The following is a 15,821-nucleotide window of genomic DNA, read 5'->3' on the forward strand; positions in this document are numbered from 1 at the left end:
GAGGCGCGCCCCGGAACGCTCCGTGCCGAGGCGCGCCCCGCCCCCTCACTCGTCGAGCGCCGCCGCCAGCTTCTCGATCGGATGGAGCGGCGTCTCGGCGCCCTCGCGGTCGCCGAGCTGCGACCGGCAGGAGGCGCCGGGCGCCGTCACCGCGTCGCCGTCGCTGTCGGCGACCTGCCCGAAGAGGATGCGCCCGATCGCCTGCGAGAGGTCGTAGTGCTCGCTCTCGTAGCCGAACGAGCCCGCCATGCCGCAACACGAGGAGTCGAGGGGGTCGACGCCGTAGCCGGCGCGCCGGAGGACGCCGACCGCGTGGTGGTCCGTGTTCGCCGCCTTCTGGTTACAGTGCCCGTGGTAGGTGAGCGTCTCCGCCGGCGCGTCGAACGAGAGCCGCTCGTCGACCCGGCGCGCGTCGAGGTACTCGCAGACGCCGGCCGCGGCCGCGGACACCGCCTCGACGCCCGGCCCGTCGAGCAGGTCCAGGTACTCGTCCTGGAACATCACCGCGTCGGAGGGCTCGACGAAGAGGACCGACTGCCCCTCGCGGACGCGGGGCGCGAGCGCCGCGACGTTCTCGGCCGCGCGCTCCCGGGCCGTATCGAGGAAGCCGGTCGAGAAGGCGGCGCGGCCCGAGGGCGCGAGGCCGTCCGGGACCTCGACGCGGACGTCCGCGGCCTCCAGCACGCGCACCGCCGCCTTCCCGGCCGCCGGGTAGCTGTAGTCGGTGTAGGTGTCGGGGAACAGGACGACGGTGTCGACCGCCTCGGAGCGGACGACCGCGGGGCCGCCGCGGGCCGCGAACCACGCCTCGAAGCTCTCGGATCGGAAGGTCGGCAGCGCGCGCTCGGGAGCGATCCCGACGAGCGCGTCCATCGCCCTGCGGGCGCCCGGAACTCTCGCCGCCGCGTTCGACAGCGGCGCCAGCCGGCTCCCGAGCGCCGAGAGCCGGTCGACGTCGCGGAAGAGCCGCTCGCGCAGCCCCGCGCCCTCCCGCTCGTGGTGCTTGTGTTTCACCTCCGCCTTCAGCTTCGCGAGGTCGACCCCGGTCGGACAGTCGCTCTGACAGCCCTTACAGCCGACACAGAGGTCTAACACCTCCGCCTGGAACCGGTCGGAGTGGATCTCCTCGTCGTCGAGCTCGCCGCTTATCGCGGCCCGGAGCATGTTCGCCCGCCCGCGAGTCGTCTGGACCTCCTCGCCGGAGGCGCGGTACGTGGGACACATCGTCCCGGAGTCGGTCTCGCGGCAGGTACCGCAGCCGTTACACAGCTCGACGAGCTCCGAGAAGCCGCCCTCGTCGGAGAAGTCGAGGTTCGTCTGCGGCTCGATCGACCGGTACGTCGGCCCGTACCGGAGGTTCTCGCGCATGTCGGTGTCGGCGGCGGCCTCGGGGTAGCCGCGCTCGGCCGCGGTCTCGCCGTCGACGTAGACGACCTTCCCGGGGTTCATCCGCCACTCGGGGTCGAACGCGGACTTCAGCTCCTGGAACGCGGCCCAGAGGTCCTCGCCGTACATCTTCGGGTTGAACTCGGTGCGCGCGAGCCCGTCGCCGTGCTCGCCGGAGAAGGCGCCGTGGTGCTCCAAGACGAGGTCGGTGACGTCGTCGGCGATGGCGTGCATCGTCTCGACGCCCTCGGATTCCTTCAGCGAGAGGATCGGGCGGATGTGGAGCGTCCCGACGCCGGCGTGCGCGAAGTACGCGGCCGAGGTGCCGTGGTCGTCGAGGACCTCCTCGAAGGCGGCGACGTAGTCGGCGAGCTCCGCGGGCGGCACCGAGGCGTCCTCGATGAACGGGTACGGCTTCGCGTCGCCGTCCATGCTCATCAGGAGCGGGATCGCGGCCTTCCGGAGGTTCCAGAGGTCCGCCTGCGCGCCCTCGTCGTACGCCTCGATGACGTCGAAGGCGTCGCGGTCGCCGTCGCCCCGGAACCGGTCGTTCGCGTCGGCGACCGCCGCCTCGAAGTCGTCGACCAACTCGGAGTCCCACTCCAGCATGAGCGCGGCCGCGGCCCGGTCCGGGATCGGCTCCGCGTACTCGGCGTACTCCGGCGATCCCCCGGCCAGTTCCACGACCGCGTCGTCCATCAGCTCGACCGCGCTCACCGGGAGCGCCAGCGCCTCGGGGACCGCGCGCATGGCGGCGTCGAGCGTGTCGAACGAGTACACCGCCAGCGCGGTCGCCTCGGGGCGGGTGACGAGCGAGAGGGTGGCCTCGACGACGACGCCCAAGGTCCCCTCGGCGCCGACGAACAGCTTCGAGAGGTTGATCACCTCCTCGCCGTCGTCGTTCTTGTAGATCACCTTGTGGAGGTTGTACCCCGAGACCGACCGCTTGAGCGTCGGGTATCGCTCGGCTATCTCGTCGGCGTTGCCCTCAACGAGCGCGCGGACCGTCTCGTACAGCGCGGCCTCCCGCTCGCCGGCCGCCTCGCCCGCGACGATGGCCTCGTACTCGGGGGAGTCGAGGACGACCTCCCGGGTGTGAACGAGCGAGCCGTCCGCCAGCACCACGCGCAGCTCCTCGGTGTAGGCGTCGGTGATCCCGTACCGCACGGAGTGGGCGCCGGTGGAGTTGTTGCCGATGCCGCCGCCCACGGTCGCGCGCGCCGAGGAGGCGGGGTCGGGCGCGAACTTCAGGCCGTCCGCTGCGAGCCGGTCGTCGAGGTCGTCCTGGACGACGCCGGGCTGGACCGTGGCGCGGCGGGCGCCGGGGTCGACCGACAGGACCGCGTCCATGTGACGCGAGCAGTCGAGCACGACGCAGCCCGGCCCGACGGTCTGTCCCGCGAGCGACGACCCCGCGCCGCGCGGTAGCACGGGGACGCCGTGGTCGGCCGCGACCCGGGTCGCGGCCCGCACGTCGTCGACGCCGCGGGGGTAGACGACGCCCGCCGGGCGGGCCTGGTAGACGCTCCCGTCGGTCGCGTACAGCACCTGCGCGTACTCGTCGAACTCGACGCCGCCCGCGACCGCGCCGCGTAAGTCGGCCGCGAGCGACCGGTACGCCTCGACGTCCGGGCGGTCGTGGCCGAGCGCGGCCGCCGAGACGCCCGATCGGTCCGCCCCGGCCGATCCCGCGGCCACTCCGCCGTCGGACGCGGCCCGCCGCGGTCGGTCGTCGTCGGCCTCGTCTCGCGATCCCTCCGAGCCGCCGTCGCCGGCGAGTCCTCCTCCGTTCATGGGGTAGGTGGACGGGATGAGCGTGATAAATCTATTGTGAACGATAATTATATTCATTTAGGCCGTCGCCGTCGCCTCGACGTACGCGGTCCGTGCGACGCTGGCGGGCGCCCCGGCGGTCGTCGCGGGAAGCGGGGTCGGACTCGTGGCGTACGCGGCGTCGCTCCGGCTCATCGGCGTGGACCCGCGCGACCGCTTCGTCGCGCGGCGGTACCGTGCCGCGCTCGCCGACCGGGTCGACCGCTGATCCCGCCGGGCGCGGATCGCGACGATTTATGGGCGGACCGCGACGTACTGACGGTATGCAAACGTTCGACCGCGGGTCGGCGGGGTCGGCCCGCGTCGCGATCGTCGGCGGGATCCACGGCGACGAGCCCGCCGGCGTGCGGATCGTAGAGCGGCTCGCAGCGGAGGTCGCGCCCCTCGACTCCTCCGACGGTGAGGCGGGGTCCGCGGGGCTCGTCCGGCTGATACTCGCCAACGAGCCGGCGATCGAGGCCGGAACGCGCTACACCGACGCGGACCTGAACCGGGCGTTCCCGGGCGACGCCGACAGCGACGAGTACGAGCGGGCGCTGGCGCCGCGGCTCGCCGCGGAACTGGAGGGGTTCGACGCCGTGCTCGCGCTCCACACGTCGCACAGCGCGCCGCCGCCGTTCGCCATCTTCAGCGACCTCACGGAGTCGGTCCGCCGCACCGTCACCGGACTCCCCGTCGACCACGCCGTCGACGCGAGCGGGCTGCGGTCGACGACGCTCGACTCCACCATCCCGCACACCGTCTCGATCGAGGTGGGCCGGCAGGGCAGCGAGGAGGCCGTCGAGTTCGGCCACGAGGCGTGTCGCGCGTTCCTCCGGGTCCACGGCGCGCTCGCGGACGAGCAGCCGACGTTCTCGGAGACGACCGTGGTCGCGGGCAGCGAGGAGGTGCCGAAGGGCGGGGGGACGCCGCACGTCCACTTCCGGAACTTCGAGCCGATCCCGGAGGGCGCGGTGTTCGCCGAGGACGACGTGTACACCCACCGCGTCGAGGAGCCGGGCGTGGTCCCGATCCTCGCGAGCGAGGACGGGTACGACGACATCTTCGGCATCTACGGCCGCGTCACGGGCACGCTGAAGCCGCCGGGGGAGGGCGACCTGCGGGTGTACCCGCGCGACGAGGAAGGGGACGACTGAGAGAACGGGGCTGACCGATCGCTCGAACGGTCTACGGCCGGGCCGGGACCGTCACTTCGCGGTGGGCGTGATGTCGCCGACGGCGTCCATCACCTGGACCGCCGCGCTGGCGGCGAGCCCGCGGGCGACCTCGTCGGTGTCGGACTCGGCGATGCCGGCGTCCAAGTCCTCCGGGTCCGGCGTGAAGCCGGCCGAGACGGGGTGGCCGGCCGGGGGGTTCACCGCGACGGTCGCCTGCGGGCCGTCCGCGCCGACGGACAGCTCGGAGCCGACGGCGTAGCTGTCGGGCAGATACGATTCCGTGCGCGATACGATTCCGGCGACCGCGCGCCGAAGCTGTTTTTCCTGGTCCGGAGAGAGGTCGACGGCCGCGGGCGAGCCCGCGTCCGTCACACCCGGCGCCCCGGCGTACGGGTTGTTGCCGTTCATTCGAAGACACGACCCGTACGCGGAGCCGAGTCAAAAAGGCGTCGGCGACGGCGACCGGGGCTCCGTCGCGGCCCGGCCTCTCTCCGCGCGGCCCGTTACAGGATCGGCTCGGACTCCCCGTACGCGGCGATGACGACCGCGGTCGCGTACCGGTCCGGCTCGGCCGCGACCGTCTCGACGCGCGTCTCCTGGTCGGGGAGCTCCCAGTTCCGGAGGTCGCCGCCGGCGTCGAGGCCCGCCTCGATCCGCTCGCGCACGTCGTCGGGGTCCTCGCCCGTCACCTCGTAGAAGAGCCCCGGCCCCGGACCGGTCGCCCAGCCGAGCCCCGCGACCGCGTCGGGGCGACGGCGAGGCGCGCGCTTCGACTCGGCGCCCTCGGCGCCCGCGCGACCGCCCTCGCGGAAGTCGACCTCGTCGCCCGGCCCGACCGTCCGGCGCGCCTCGACGACGGTGAGGCGGTTCCCCGCGGGCCCGAGGTCGGGCGCCGCCGCGACCGCCTCGACGGTCGCCTCGGCGGGGACGACCGAGGAGACCGCCACGAGGTTGTAGTTGTGGAGGTTCGCGTCCGCGAGCGCGGCGTCGTAGGAGGCCATCGCCGTGTCGGCGATTCCGACGCCGCCGGCGACGTGGATGGTGTTCATTACGGGCGAGTCGGCGGCGGGCGCGCTAAGGGGTTACGAACTGACCGCTCCGAAACGCGCACGGCGAGGACGGGGACCGAGGGTTCAGTACTGGTAGTTGATGACCCGCTCGTCTTCGGTGTCCGCGTCCTGAAGCTTGTCGCGGGCCTGCTCGAAGTCCTCCTGGGTCACCTCGGTGCGGCCGTCGCGGATGGCGAACATCCCGGCCTCGGTCGCCAGCGACGCGATGTCGGCGCCGCTGTACCCGTCGAGGTCGCGGGCGACGACGCCGAGGTCGACCCCGTCGGCGACGTTCATGTCGTCGGTGTGGATCTCCAGGATGCGCTCGCGGCCCTCGGCGCCGGGCTCTGGCACCTCGATGAGGCGGTCGAAGCGACCGGGGCGGAGGATCGCCTCGTCGAGCATGTCGAAGCGGTTCGTCGCGGCCATGATCCGGACCTCGCCGCGGTCGTCGAAGCCGTCCATCTCGCTGAGGAGCTGCATCATCGTGCGCTGGACCTCGGCGTCGCCCGAGGTCTTCGAGTCCGTCCGCTTGGCGGCGACGGCGTCGATCTCGTCGATGAAGATGACGGCCGGCTCGCGCTCGGCGGCCAGCTCGAACAGGTCGCGGACGAGCCGCGCGCCCTCGCCGATGAACTTCCGGACGAGCTCGGACCCGGCCATCTTGATGAAGGTGGCGTCGGACTCGTTGGCGACGGCCTTCGCGAGCATCGTCTTCCCGGTGCCCGGCGGGCCGTGGAGGAGGACGCCGCTCGGCGGCTCGACGCCGACCGTCTCGAACTGCTCGGGGTTCTCCAGCGGGTCCTCGACGGCCTCGCGCACCTCCCGGATCTGGTCGTCGATGCCGCCGATGTCGGCGTACGTGACGTCGGGGGACTCGGTGACCTCCATCGCCTGGGCCCGGGAGTCGGTCTCGTCGTCGAGCACCTGCTGGACGGCGAAGGAGTCGTTGATCGCGACGCGGTCGCCGGGGCGGAGGTCCTCGTCGAGCCGCGAGGCGGCCTGCGTGAGCACCTCCTGGTTGTTGCCGTGCTGTTTGATGACGACGCCCTCGTCGGTGATCTCCTCGACGGACGCGATGTACAGCGAGGTGGTCTTCAGCACCTCGTTCTCGCGCTTCAGCTGCTCGACGTCGTCCTTCAGCTCGCCGCGGCGCCCCTCGGCGTCGGCGAGCCGCGATTCCAGTTCCTCGTTCACCTGAACGATCCGCCGGTAGTGCTGACGGATCGCCTCCAACCGCTCCGCGTCGCTCATCTCGGGGTCGAGCTCCAACCGCGGGCGGTCGGGCAGTGAGGGGCTGTGAGACATTCGTTGAGCCCGACTAAGATGCGGGCGTAAATGTGCCTTTGGGTCACGGAGAGACCGTTGGATCCGCCGAGAGGACGCCGGCGTCACGGCTCCGGTTACCCCTCTGTCGACCCCGCCCGCAACCCCGGAATCATCGCTGATAATCGGGTGTCAACGTTTTAACGCGGAGGGGAGCAACGTGGCCGTATGGACGCACGAACGGCGGGCGGACGCGCCGGTCCGGGGGTCGCGAACCGCGAGACCGGGAGGGCCCGCCCATGAGCGGCACTCCGGACGCGACCGTCCTCGCGGTCGACGACGAGCCGGACCTCGCAGAGCTGTACCGGGTGTACCTCGACCCGGAGTACGACGTTCGCATCGCGACCGGGGGCGAGGAAGCGATCGACGCGATGGACGAGACGGTCGACGTGGTCCTCCTCGACCGCCGGATGCCCGACATGTCGGGCCACGAGGTGCTGAACGCGATCCGCGGCGAGGGGTACGACGCCCGGGTGGCGATGCTGACCGCGGTCGAGCCCGACGTCGACATCGTCGAGATGCCGTTCGACGACTACAAGACGAAGCCGGTCACGAAGGAGGACCTCCTCACGCTCGTCGAGGTGCTCCTCCACCGCGCCGCGTTCGACGAGCGGAGCCAGGAGTTCTTCGCGCTCGCCTCGAAGAAGGCGGCGCTGGAGGCCGCCGGCACGACGAACTCCGAGGAGTACGAGGAGCTCATCGAGCGGATGGAATCCGTGCGCGTCGAGGTCGACGACACGCTCGACCACCTCTCGGCGCGGGACGCGTTCGCCGAGGTCCCGGGCGAAGTACCGTAGCGAGGCGGAGGGCGCCTCCGGACCGTCACTCGATCGTCAGCTCGCCGTCCGCCGCCTCCTCGCCGGCGTTCTCGTCCCACTCCAACTCGAACTCGACGCTCAGCTCGCCCGGCCCGTCGGCCGGCCCCTCGCGCTCCGCCTTCACCTCGAAGGTGGGCCGCGCGGGCGGCTCCAGCGTCGTCGACTCGGCGCCGCGCGTGAGGGTGATCGCGTTCCCGGCGTCGAGCGAGTCCGCGACCGTCCGCAGGTACGCGGCGATTTCCTCGCGGCTCCGACGGCTTTCCGACTTGAACAGGACTTCTTCTGGCATGCGTGGACGTACGCGCCCACGAGTGATAAACACCGACGCGGCGCCGGCGGGGCCTCGCCCCCGATCGTTTTGTGTTCGCCGACCGAACCCGCACCCCGTGTCCGTCCCCGACTCGCTCCGCACGGTCGTCGCCGTCGCCGTCTACTGGACGGCGATCGCGCTCGGCGGGAGCGTCCTCCTCCCGGACCCGACGAGTCCGCTCGCCGCGGTCCCGATCCTCGGCGGCGGCGCCGTCGTCGCCCACGCGGCGCGCACCGGCCGCCTCGTCGAACTCGGGTACGCGGTGGGAACGATGTGGCTCGCCGTGCTCGCGCTGTCGGTCGGCACCGGCGTCGTCGACCTCGTCGCGCCGCCCGCGGGCGAGATCGCGCCGCTCGCCGGCTACCCGGGGATCGCGGCGATCGGCACGGTCGGGCTGTTCGGCGTCCTCCTCGTCGCGTACGCGGCGTTCGCCCGCCGGACCGCGGCGCGAGGCGCGGGCGAGTGAGTGGACGCGAGGCCCTCAGAACCCGTCCTCGAAGACGAACGTCCCGTTCCGCTGGACGACCTCGCCGTCGACCTCGATGACGGAGTCCTCGCTCATGTCGACGATCATGTCGACGTGCTCGGCGGACTCGTTGACCGCGTTCTCCTCGCCGACGGTCTCCGGATACGCGGAGCCGACCGCCATGTGGACGGTGTCGCCCATCTTCTCGTCGAACAGCATGTTGTAGGTGAACCGGTCGATCTGGCGGTTCATGCCGATGCCGAGCTCGCCGAGGCGCCGCGATCCCTCGTCGGTGTCGAGGATGCCGGTCAGCAGGTCCTCGTTGCGCTCGGCGGAGTGCGAGACGACCTCGCCGTCCTCGAACCGGAGCCGGACCCCGTCGATCTCGCGGCCGTAGCGGTACAGCGGGAGGTCGAAGTGGACCTCGCCGTCGACGCCGTCGCGCGTCGGCGCCGTGAACACCTCGCCGCCGGGGAGGTTCGCCTCGCCGTAGTCGTTGAGCGTGGAGTTGCCCGACACGTCGAGCGTGAGGTCGGTCTCGTCGCCGGACCTGATGCGCACCTCGTCGGCCGCGTCGAGGATCTCGACCATCTCCGCCTGGAACTCGCGCTGTTCGTCCCAGTCGAGCGAGACGGCGTCCCACACGAAGTTCTCGTACGCCTCGGTGCTCATCCCGGCGAGCTGGGCGTGGCTCGCGGTCGGGTACTGCGTGAGACACCACGTCTTCGAGAGCCGCGTGCGCTTGACCTCCTCCATCGCGCGGTTGTACGCGGCGTTCGTCTCGGGGTCCACGTCGGCGTCCTCGGTGGCGTTCGCGCCGCCGCGCGCGATGACGAAGGCGTCGGCCTCCTCGTAGAGCGCGCGCCGGTGGCTCGGCTCGGAGAAGTCCTCGGCGGCGCGCTTGAACGCGCGCTGGGCGCGCTTCGAGTAATTGAGGTAGACGGGGTTCGCCCCGCGGTCGCCGCAGACCTCGTGGAGCGCGACCGCGAGGTCCTCGGCCTCCTTCGGCATCTGGATGACCACGTCGTCGCCCGACTCGATGCCGGTCGAGTGGTCGGCGATGATCTCCGCGTGTTCGCGTACGCGTGCGTCCATGACAGCCGGTTTCGCGGCCGGGGAATTACCGCTTTTCCTTCCGGCGGGCCGGGTGGGGGAGCGACCGATCCCGTCGCGGCCCTCCCGGCCGCAACGCGTTTGCCCCGCCGTCGCGTAGTCTCGGACATGCCTCGGCTCGCGTTCCGCGCGGCCGCCGCCGCCGTCGGCGTCGCCCTCCTCGTCGGCTACCTGACCGCGGCGCTGTTCGTCGCCGACCTGCTGCGCGCGGCCTGGGCGGCCCGACCGGACCTCCCGGTCCTCGTCGCGCTGCTTGCCGCGGTCGCGCTCGGGTCGGCGTACCTCAGCTACCGGCTCGGCACCGCCCAGATCCTCGCGAACCTGGAGGGCGACCGCGTCCCGCGGAGGCGGGCGCCGGATCTCCACCGCCGGATCGACTCGCTCGCGGCGCGGATGGACCTGCCGCGGCCGGCGCTGTACGTCACCGACGCCCGCGCGCCGAACGCGTTCGCCGTCGGCGGCGGGTCGGGGAGCGGGGCGCTCGTGATCGACCGGTCGCTGTTCCGGCTACTGTCCGCCCGCGAGATCGAGGCGATCCTCGCGCACGAGCTGGCGCACTTAGAGGGCAACGACGGGTTCGCGATCGCGATGGCGGACGGGGTCGGCCGCTCGCTGGTCGGGGTCGCCACCCTGGTCGCGCTGCCCGCGCTGCTCGCGCTGTCGGGGCTCGCGGCCGCCTCGGCGTGGATCCGCGGGCGACCCGGCGACCGGTCGGGGCCGTTCGCGCGGCTTCACCGCGCGCTCGCCGGCGCCCTGTTCGCCGCGTTCGTCCTCGCGACGCTCGTCGCCCGGTCGCGGTCGCGCAAGCGCGAGTTCGCGGCCGACGACCGCGCAGCCGAGGTGACGGGCGACCCCGCGGCGCTCGCGCGGGCGCTCCGCCGAATCGAGCGCGCGACCGACCCGGAGTGGCCCCTCGCGCCGTTCTCGTCGCAGAAACGGACCGACGAGACCGCAGAGCGCTGGCTCTCGACGCACCCCTCGACCGACGAGCGGGTCGAGCGCCTGCGCGAGCGGGCCGAGTCGCAGGGGCCGACGCGGCGGATCCCGGCGGGGCCGTCGCGGGCGAGCAGCGGACGCGGATCGTCGTGGCGGTGAGGGCTTACAGCCCGTACTGCTCGCGCGTCACGTCGTCGAGGCCCGACTCCGCCAGCACGTCCGCGGGCACGAGCATGTCTAACTGAACGACGCCGGGGAGCCGCCCGATCTGCACGCCGCCGGTGAACGTGCACCGGGCGCGGACCTCGCCCTCGCTCATGCCGAGCAGCGTCCCGGCGCGGTCGAAGGCGTTCTGCGTGGCGTCGTTGACCGTCGCGCCGGAGCCGATCACCTGGATCGGGGCGGCGTCGGTGTCCACGTCGACGCCGTGCTCCGCGCCGAGACCCTCGCCGGCCGCGACCTCGTCGTCGCTGTAGGGCTTGCTGATGAAGGGGAGGTCCTCCTCGTTCGGCAGGAGGACGGGCCCGTCGAGGTCGACGTCCTCGATCACCTCCACGTCCATCGTGACCGTCCCGCTCACGTCGGTGGTGTGGAGGGAGAGCTCGCCGTCGCCCTGGTTCGCGTGGAGGTCGCCGACGTAGATCCCGCCGCCGTCGACGGCGACCGGGCAGATCAGCGTCGCGCCCGCGCGGACCTCGGGCACGTCCATGTGGCCGTCGGTGCGCAGGTCCAGGTCCGCCTCGGTCTCGACGCCGTAGTCGTGGTCGGCACCGACGAGGTTCTGCCCGAAGTCGCCCGCGTTGTGCGAGTCGGGCATGGTGACCGGCGGCGTGGTGCCGATGTTGCCGATGAACGGTCGCAGGCGGCCGAGCGTGCCTGGCATCTCGTCGGGCTCGTACAGCAGGATCGGGTGCTGGCGGGCGTTCTCGGGGATGTCCATCACGCGCTCGGCGTCGGTCGCGAGCGCGTGGGCGCCCTCCTCGTCGAGCGTGATCCCGACCGCGTTCTCGTGGTCGAAGGCGACGGTGTAGCCGTACTCGAAGCCGAACGAGGAGGCGTTGGCGCCGCACTCCGCGCAGCGGATCGCGTCCTCGCCGGTGCCCTCGACGACGGACTCGGGCCACGTCGTCCCGCACTCCGGGCAGCGGTGGTCGACGAACGGGTCGTCGCCGAACGCCTCGTCGCGTTCCGCCATCGACCCCGTGCTGGTGGCCATGCTCGTCACCTCCACGTCGCGGATGTGGATCGCGACGGCGTCGCCGACCTCGGCGCCCTCGACGCGGATCGGCCGCGTCACCTCGTGGCCGCCGCGGAACGAGGGCGTCACCATCGGTCCCCAACAGCCCGGCGGCGTGTACGTCGTCACCGTCCCGCCGTCCGCGACCGTCCCGGCCCACTCCTGGTCGGGCCCGACGAGCCCGAGCGTGTACTGGTCGACGTACAGCTCCTCTTCGACCTCTGTTTGCGCCATACCGTGTAGTGGTACGGCATGGCACATCATAACCGTAGGGGAGGCGGCACTCAGACCGGGAACCGCGAGGGCCGCCAAGCCCGAGGACCACGAGGCGCGCTCGCTCGACGGGCCGTCCGGGGCGAGAGCCAACCGCGCGCTCGCGGTCCGCCCGGCTCGCGGTCCGCCCGGCTCGCAGTCCGCGAATTTCGGCCCTCGGTCCGCGACCCAGCAGAGGGGTCACCGACCCACGATCCGGAGTTCGCCTGCGAGACCGTACGTATCGTTCGAAGATCGCGATTCTGAACGGACTCGGAGAGAATACGACTAGCCAAACAGAACTATTGAAGACAAAATCTTTTCACGACACAGTTCTGTGAGCGAATACGCGACGGAGACTCAGAATGCCAGCAATGGAAACCGCCGAGTTCGATACCGAACTCAGTCTCTTCAAATACGACAATCTCGAACAGCTTCCGTCTGAATACCGGGACCTCGACGAGAGCGAGCGAACCCGACGGATCGAGGGGGCGCTGGACGCGCTCGGCGACGACGTGGTGATCCTCGGTCACAACTACCAGCGGCGGGAGATCGTCGAGCACGCCGACTTCGTCGGCGACTCCTACCAGCTGAGCAAGGAGGCCGCCGCGGCCGACGCGGCGTACGTCGTCTTCGGCGGGGTCACGTTCATGGCCGAGTCCGCCGACATCATCACCGACGACGACCAGACGGTCGTTCTCCCGAGCATGGAGGCGTCGTGCCCGATGGCGGGGATGGCGGAGGCGCTCCAGGTCGACGCGGCGTGGGCGGAGCTGACGGCCGCGACCGACGCGGAGGTCGTGCCGGTCACCTACATGAACAGCTACGCCGACCTCAAGGCGTTCTGCGCCGAGCACGGCGGCTTGGTGTGTACCTCCTCGAACGCCCACCGCGCCTTCGAGTACGCGCTCGACGAGGGCGACAAAGTGCTGTTCCTCCCCGACAAGCACCTCGGGGAGAACACCGCTCACCGGCTCGGGCTCGAAGACGAGATCGCCGAGTGGGACCCCTGGGACGCCGCGTCGGCCGACGCGGCAGGGGTCGTCGACAAGGACGTGATCCTCTGGGACGGCTACTGTCAGGTCCACGAGCGGTTCAGCCCGTCGCACGTAGAGCGGGTCCGGGCGGACCACGAGGACGCGCGGGTGGTCGTCCACCCCGAGTGCCGCCGGGAGGTCGTCGAGGCGGCGGACGTGGTCGGCTCCACCGCGACGATCCGCGAGACCGTCGCCGAGGCCGACCCCGGCGAGACGTGGGCCATCGGGACCGAGGTCCACCTGACCCGCCACCTCCAGCGGTGGCACCCGGAGGTGGACGTCGTCCCGCTGTGCGGCGAGGCGTGTATGGACTGTAACGCGATGCGCCAGATCGACCCGAACTACCTCGCGTGGGTGCTCGAAGAGCTGGCCGCCGGACGCGAGCGCAACGTCGTCGAGGTCGCGCCCGAGGAGAAGGACCTCGCGCGCGTCGCCCTCGACCGCATGCTGGAGGTGTGAGATGACGGGCCACGAGACCGCGGACGTGCTCGTCGTCGGCTCGGGGGTCGCCGGGCTGACGACCGCGCTCGCCGCCGCGCGCGAGGGCCGCGAGGTGACGGTGGCGACGAAGGCCACGCGCCCCGCGGACGCCGCGTCGTGGTGGGCGCAGGGCGGGATCGCAGTCGCCCGCGACCGGCCGGAGCGGTTCAAGCGGGACGTACTGGCGGCCTCGGACGGCACCGCCGACCCGGACGCGGTCGACGTGCTCGTCGAGAACGCCGACGGCGCCGTTCGGGACGTGCTCGTCGACACGCTCGGCGTCGAGTTCGACCGCGAGGCGGACGCCGGGACGTTCGACTACGGCCGCGAGGCCGCCCACAGCGAGGACCGGATCCTCCACGTCGGCGCGGCGACGGGCGAGCACGTCCACGTCCCCCTGTTGAACCACCTCGACGGACGCGACGGCGTCGAGGTCGTCGACGACGCGGCCGCGCTCGACCTGATCGCGAGCGAGGGGCGCGTCCACGGCGCCGTCGTGGCGTCGGTCGACGGGCGCGTGCCGGTGTACGCGAACGCGACCGTGCTCGCGACCGGCGGGATCGGCGACCTGTTCCCGCGGTCGACGAACCCCCGCGGGGCCACCGGTGACGGGGTCGCGATGGCCGCGCTCGCGGGCGCCGACGTGACGGACATGGAGTTCGTCCAGTTCCACCCGACGGCGTACGACGCGGGCCCGGACGAGGAGGGGTTCCTCGTCAGCGAGGCGGTCCGCGGCGAGGGCGCGCTACTGCGCAACGGCGACGGCGAGCGGTTCATGCCCGGGTACCACGACGACGCCGAGCTGGCGCCGCGGGACGTGGTCTCGCGGGCCGTGGCCGCCGAGCGCGACGCCACGGGCGAGGTCCGCCTCGACGTCGGCCCGCTCGACTTCGCGGGCGCGTTCCCCGGCCTCGCCGAGAAGTGCGCCGACCGCGGCGTTGACCCCGCCGAGGGGATCCCCGTTGCGCCCGCCGAGCACTTCCTCTGTGGCGGCGTCGCCGTCGACGACCGCGGGCGGACGAGCCTCGACCGGCTCTACGCGGTCGGCGAGTGCGCGCGGACCGGCGTCCACGGCGCGAACCGCCTCGCCTCCACGAGCCTCCTCGAAGGGCTCGTGTGGGGGCTCCGGGCGGGCGCCGACGCGGCCAGAACTGTCGGGTCCGACGGGACGCCGGCGGACCCCGAGCGGGTCGCGCCCCCGGACCTGCTGGACCGCGACCCCGACCTCCCGCCGGCGTTCGCCCGCGAGAAGTTCCGGCGACTCCGCAGGGTGCTCGGCGAGCACGTCGGGATCGAGCGCGACCCCGGCGACCTCCGGCGGGCCCTCGGAGTCCTGCGGCGGCTCAAGGGCGAGGTCGACGCCTACGTTCGGACCCGGACGTCGCGGTCGCTCTACGAGCTGCGAAACGCCACCGCGACGGCGCTGCTCGTGACCCGGCAGGCGCTCGCGAACGGCGAGAGCGTCGGGACGCACTACGTCGCGGACGACGCCGAGCCCGCCGAGCCCGGGCCGGCGGCAGACGACTGATGCTCACCGACGCCGACGTGGAGCGCTGGCTCCGCGAGGACGTGGGCCACCACGACGTGACCAACGACGTGCCGGGCGAGACGAGCGGCCGGCTCGTCGCGAAAGAGCCCGGCGTCGCGGCCGGCGTCGACGCCGCGAGCGCCGTGTTCGACTACCTCGACGCGACTGTGACCGAGCGCGTCGCGGACGGGACCGCCGTCGACCCGGGCGACGCGCTGCTGCGGGTCGCGGGCCCCGCGAGGGCGGTCCTCCGCGGCGAGCGCGTCGCCGTGAACGTCGCGGCCCACGCCTCGGGAGTGGCGACGCGGACCGACGCCGCGGTTGAGGCCGCCCGCGAAGTCGATCCGGACGTCCGGGTCGCCGCCACGCGCAAGACGACGCCCGGGCTCCGGGGAGTAGAGAAGCGCGCGGTCGCGGCCGGCGGCGGCGACACGCACCGGCTCGACCTCTCACACATGGTCATGGTCAAGGACAACCACGTGGCGGAGCTGGGGCTGACCGAGGCGATAGAGCGCTTCCGCGAGCGCGCCTCCTTCGCGACGAGCGTCGAGGTCGAGGTCGTGGGGCCCGAGGCCGCCGCGCGCGCCGCCGCGGCCGGCGCCGACGTGGTCCTGCTCGACAACATGACGCCCGCGGAAACGGCGGCCGCGGTCGAGCGCGTGGCCGCCGCGGACGGCGACGCGCTGACCGAGGCGTCGGGCGGTATCACGGTGGAGGTCGTCCCGGACTACGCCGCGACCGGCGTCGACATGATCTCGATGGGCGGGCTCACGCACTCCGCGCCGGCGCTCGACCTGTCGCTCCGGACGGGAGGCGACGGGTAGCGCGCTGGTGTCGGGCGAGCGCCGGCGGCGGGGTCGGCTCCGTCCGCGAGCGTTGGCGTCGCGGAGTGA

The 15,821-nt window shown here is 72.5% G+C and carries 14 protein-coding genes; 7 read left to right on the forward strand and 7 right to left on the reverse strand.

Annotated elements, in window-relative coordinates; all coding sequences use genetic code 11:
• Positions 1-45 precede the first annotated feature (45 nt).
• A complete protein-coding gene (locus tag DVK06_RS06815; protein WP_121599761.1) occupies positions 46-3,180 on the reverse strand; it encodes an FAD-binding and (Fe-S)-binding domain-containing protein in 3,135 nt (1,044 codons plus the stop codon).
• Positions 3,181-3,482: 302 nt separating this feature from the next.
• Between DVK06_RS06815 and DVK06_RS06825 the strand changes: the two genes are divergently transcribed.
• Complete coding sequence (locus DVK06_RS06825) at positions 3,483-4,355, forward strand: succinylglutamate desuccinylase/aspartoacylase family protein (RefSeq protein ID WP_121599762.1); 873 nt, start codon at positions 3,483-3,485, stop codon at positions 4,353-4,355.
• A 51-nt stretch (positions 4,356-4,406) separates the two neighbouring features.
• Here the strand turns inward: DVK06_RS06825 and DVK06_RS06830 are convergent, their stop codons facing one another.
• The 3 genes from DVK06_RS06830 to DVK06_RS06840 form a co-directional block, all read right to left on the reverse strand.
• Complete coding sequence (locus DVK06_RS06830) at positions 4,407-4,784, reverse strand: DUF5811 family protein (RefSeq protein ID WP_053770950.1); 378 nt, start codon at positions 4,782-4,784, stop codon at positions 4,407-4,409.
• 95 nt (positions 4,785-4,879) lie between these two features.
• A complete protein-coding gene (locus tag DVK06_RS06835; protein ID WP_121599763.1) occupies positions 4,880-5,425 on the reverse strand; it encodes a pyruvoyl-dependent arginine decarboxylase in 546 nt (181 codons plus the stop codon).
• Positions 5,426-5,509: 84 nt separating this feature from the next.
• The gene (locus tag DVK06_RS06840) at positions 5,510-6,733 is read right to left on the reverse strand and encodes a proteasome-activating nucleotidase (RefSeq protein ID WP_053770948.1); all 1,224 of its coding nucleotides are present in this window, start codon (positions 6,731-6,733) and stop codon (positions 5,510-5,512) included.
• A gap of 257 nt (positions 6,734-6,990) precedes the next feature.
• On the opposite strand from DVK06_RS06840, the gene DVK06_RS06845 reads away from it, so the two are divergent.
• A complete protein-coding gene (locus DVK06_RS06845) occupies positions 6,991-7,548 on the forward strand; it encodes a response regulator (RefSeq protein WP_053770947.1) in 558 nt (185 codons plus the stop codon).
• Between the two features lie 25 nt (positions 7,549-7,573).
• Here the strand turns inward: DVK06_RS06845 and DVK06_RS06850 are convergent, their stop codons facing one another.
• On the reverse strand, positions 7,574-7,858 hold the full coding sequence (locus DVK06_RS06850) for an amphi-Trp domain-containing protein (RefSeq protein ID WP_053770946.1): 285 nt from the start codon (positions 7,856-7,858) through the stop codon (positions 7,574-7,576).
• A gap of 97 nt (positions 7,859-7,955) precedes the next feature.
• Between DVK06_RS06850 and DVK06_RS06855 the strand changes: the two genes are divergently transcribed.
• Positions 7,956-8,345, forward strand: a complete 390-nt coding sequence (locus DVK06_RS06855; RefSeq protein WP_053770945.1) for a hypothetical protein — start codon at positions 7,956-7,958, stop codon at positions 8,343-8,345.
• Positions 8,346-8,360: 15 nt separating this feature from the next.
• Here DVK06_RS06855 and DVK06_RS06860 read toward each other — a convergent pair whose 3' ends face one another.
• Positions 8,361-9,440 carry an aminopeptidase gene (locus tag DVK06_RS06860; protein WP_121599764.1) on the reverse strand — a complete coding sequence of 360 codons (1,080 nt, stop codon included), beginning with the start codon at positions 9,438-9,440 and terminating at the stop codon, positions 8,361-8,363.
• Between the two features lie 126 nt (positions 9,441-9,566).
• On the opposite strand from DVK06_RS06860, the gene DVK06_RS06865 reads away from it, so the two are divergent.
• A complete protein-coding gene (locus DVK06_RS06865; protein WP_053770943.1) occupies positions 9,567-10,553 on the forward strand; it encodes a M48 family metallopeptidase in 987 nt (328 codons plus the stop codon).
• A 4-nt stretch (positions 10,554-10,557) separates the two neighbouring features.
• Here the strand turns inward: DVK06_RS06865 and DVK06_RS06870 are convergent, their stop codons facing one another.
• Complete coding sequence (locus DVK06_RS06870; protein ID WP_121599765.1) at positions 10,558-11,865, reverse strand: acetamidase/formamidase family protein; 1,308 nt, start codon at positions 11,863-11,865, stop codon at positions 10,558-10,560.
• A 383-nt stretch (positions 11,866-12,248) separates the two neighbouring features.
• Between DVK06_RS06870 and nadA the strand changes: the two genes are divergently transcribed.
• From nadA to nadC, 3 genes are read left to right on the forward strand one after another with little or no spacing between them, the layout of a single operon-like run.
• Entirely contained in the window at positions 12,249-13,379 is a 1,131-nt protein-coding gene (gene nadA, locus DVK06_RS06875; protein WP_121599766.1) for a quinolinate synthase NadA, read from the forward strand.
• A gap of 1 nt (position 13,380) precedes the next feature.
• Complete coding sequence (locus tag DVK06_RS06880; protein ID WP_121599767.1) at positions 13,381-14,928, forward strand: L-aspartate oxidase; 1,548 nt, start codon at positions 13,381-13,383, stop codon at positions 14,926-14,928.
• Positions 14,928-15,752, forward strand: a complete 825-nt coding sequence (gene nadC / locus DVK06_RS06885; RefSeq protein WP_121599768.1) for a carboxylating nicotinate-nucleotide diphosphorylase — start codon at positions 14,928-14,930, stop codon at positions 15,750-15,752. The genes DVK06_RS06880 and nadC overlap by 1 nt, the downstream gene beginning before the upstream one ends.
• Positions 15,753-15,821: the final 69 nt, after the last annotated feature.

It is taken from the genome of Halorubrum sp. Atlit-28R (assembly GCF_003665955.1).
Taxonomy (GTDB): Archaea; Halobacteriota; Halobacteria; order Halobacteriales; family Haloferacaceae; genus Halorubrum; species Halorubrum tropicale.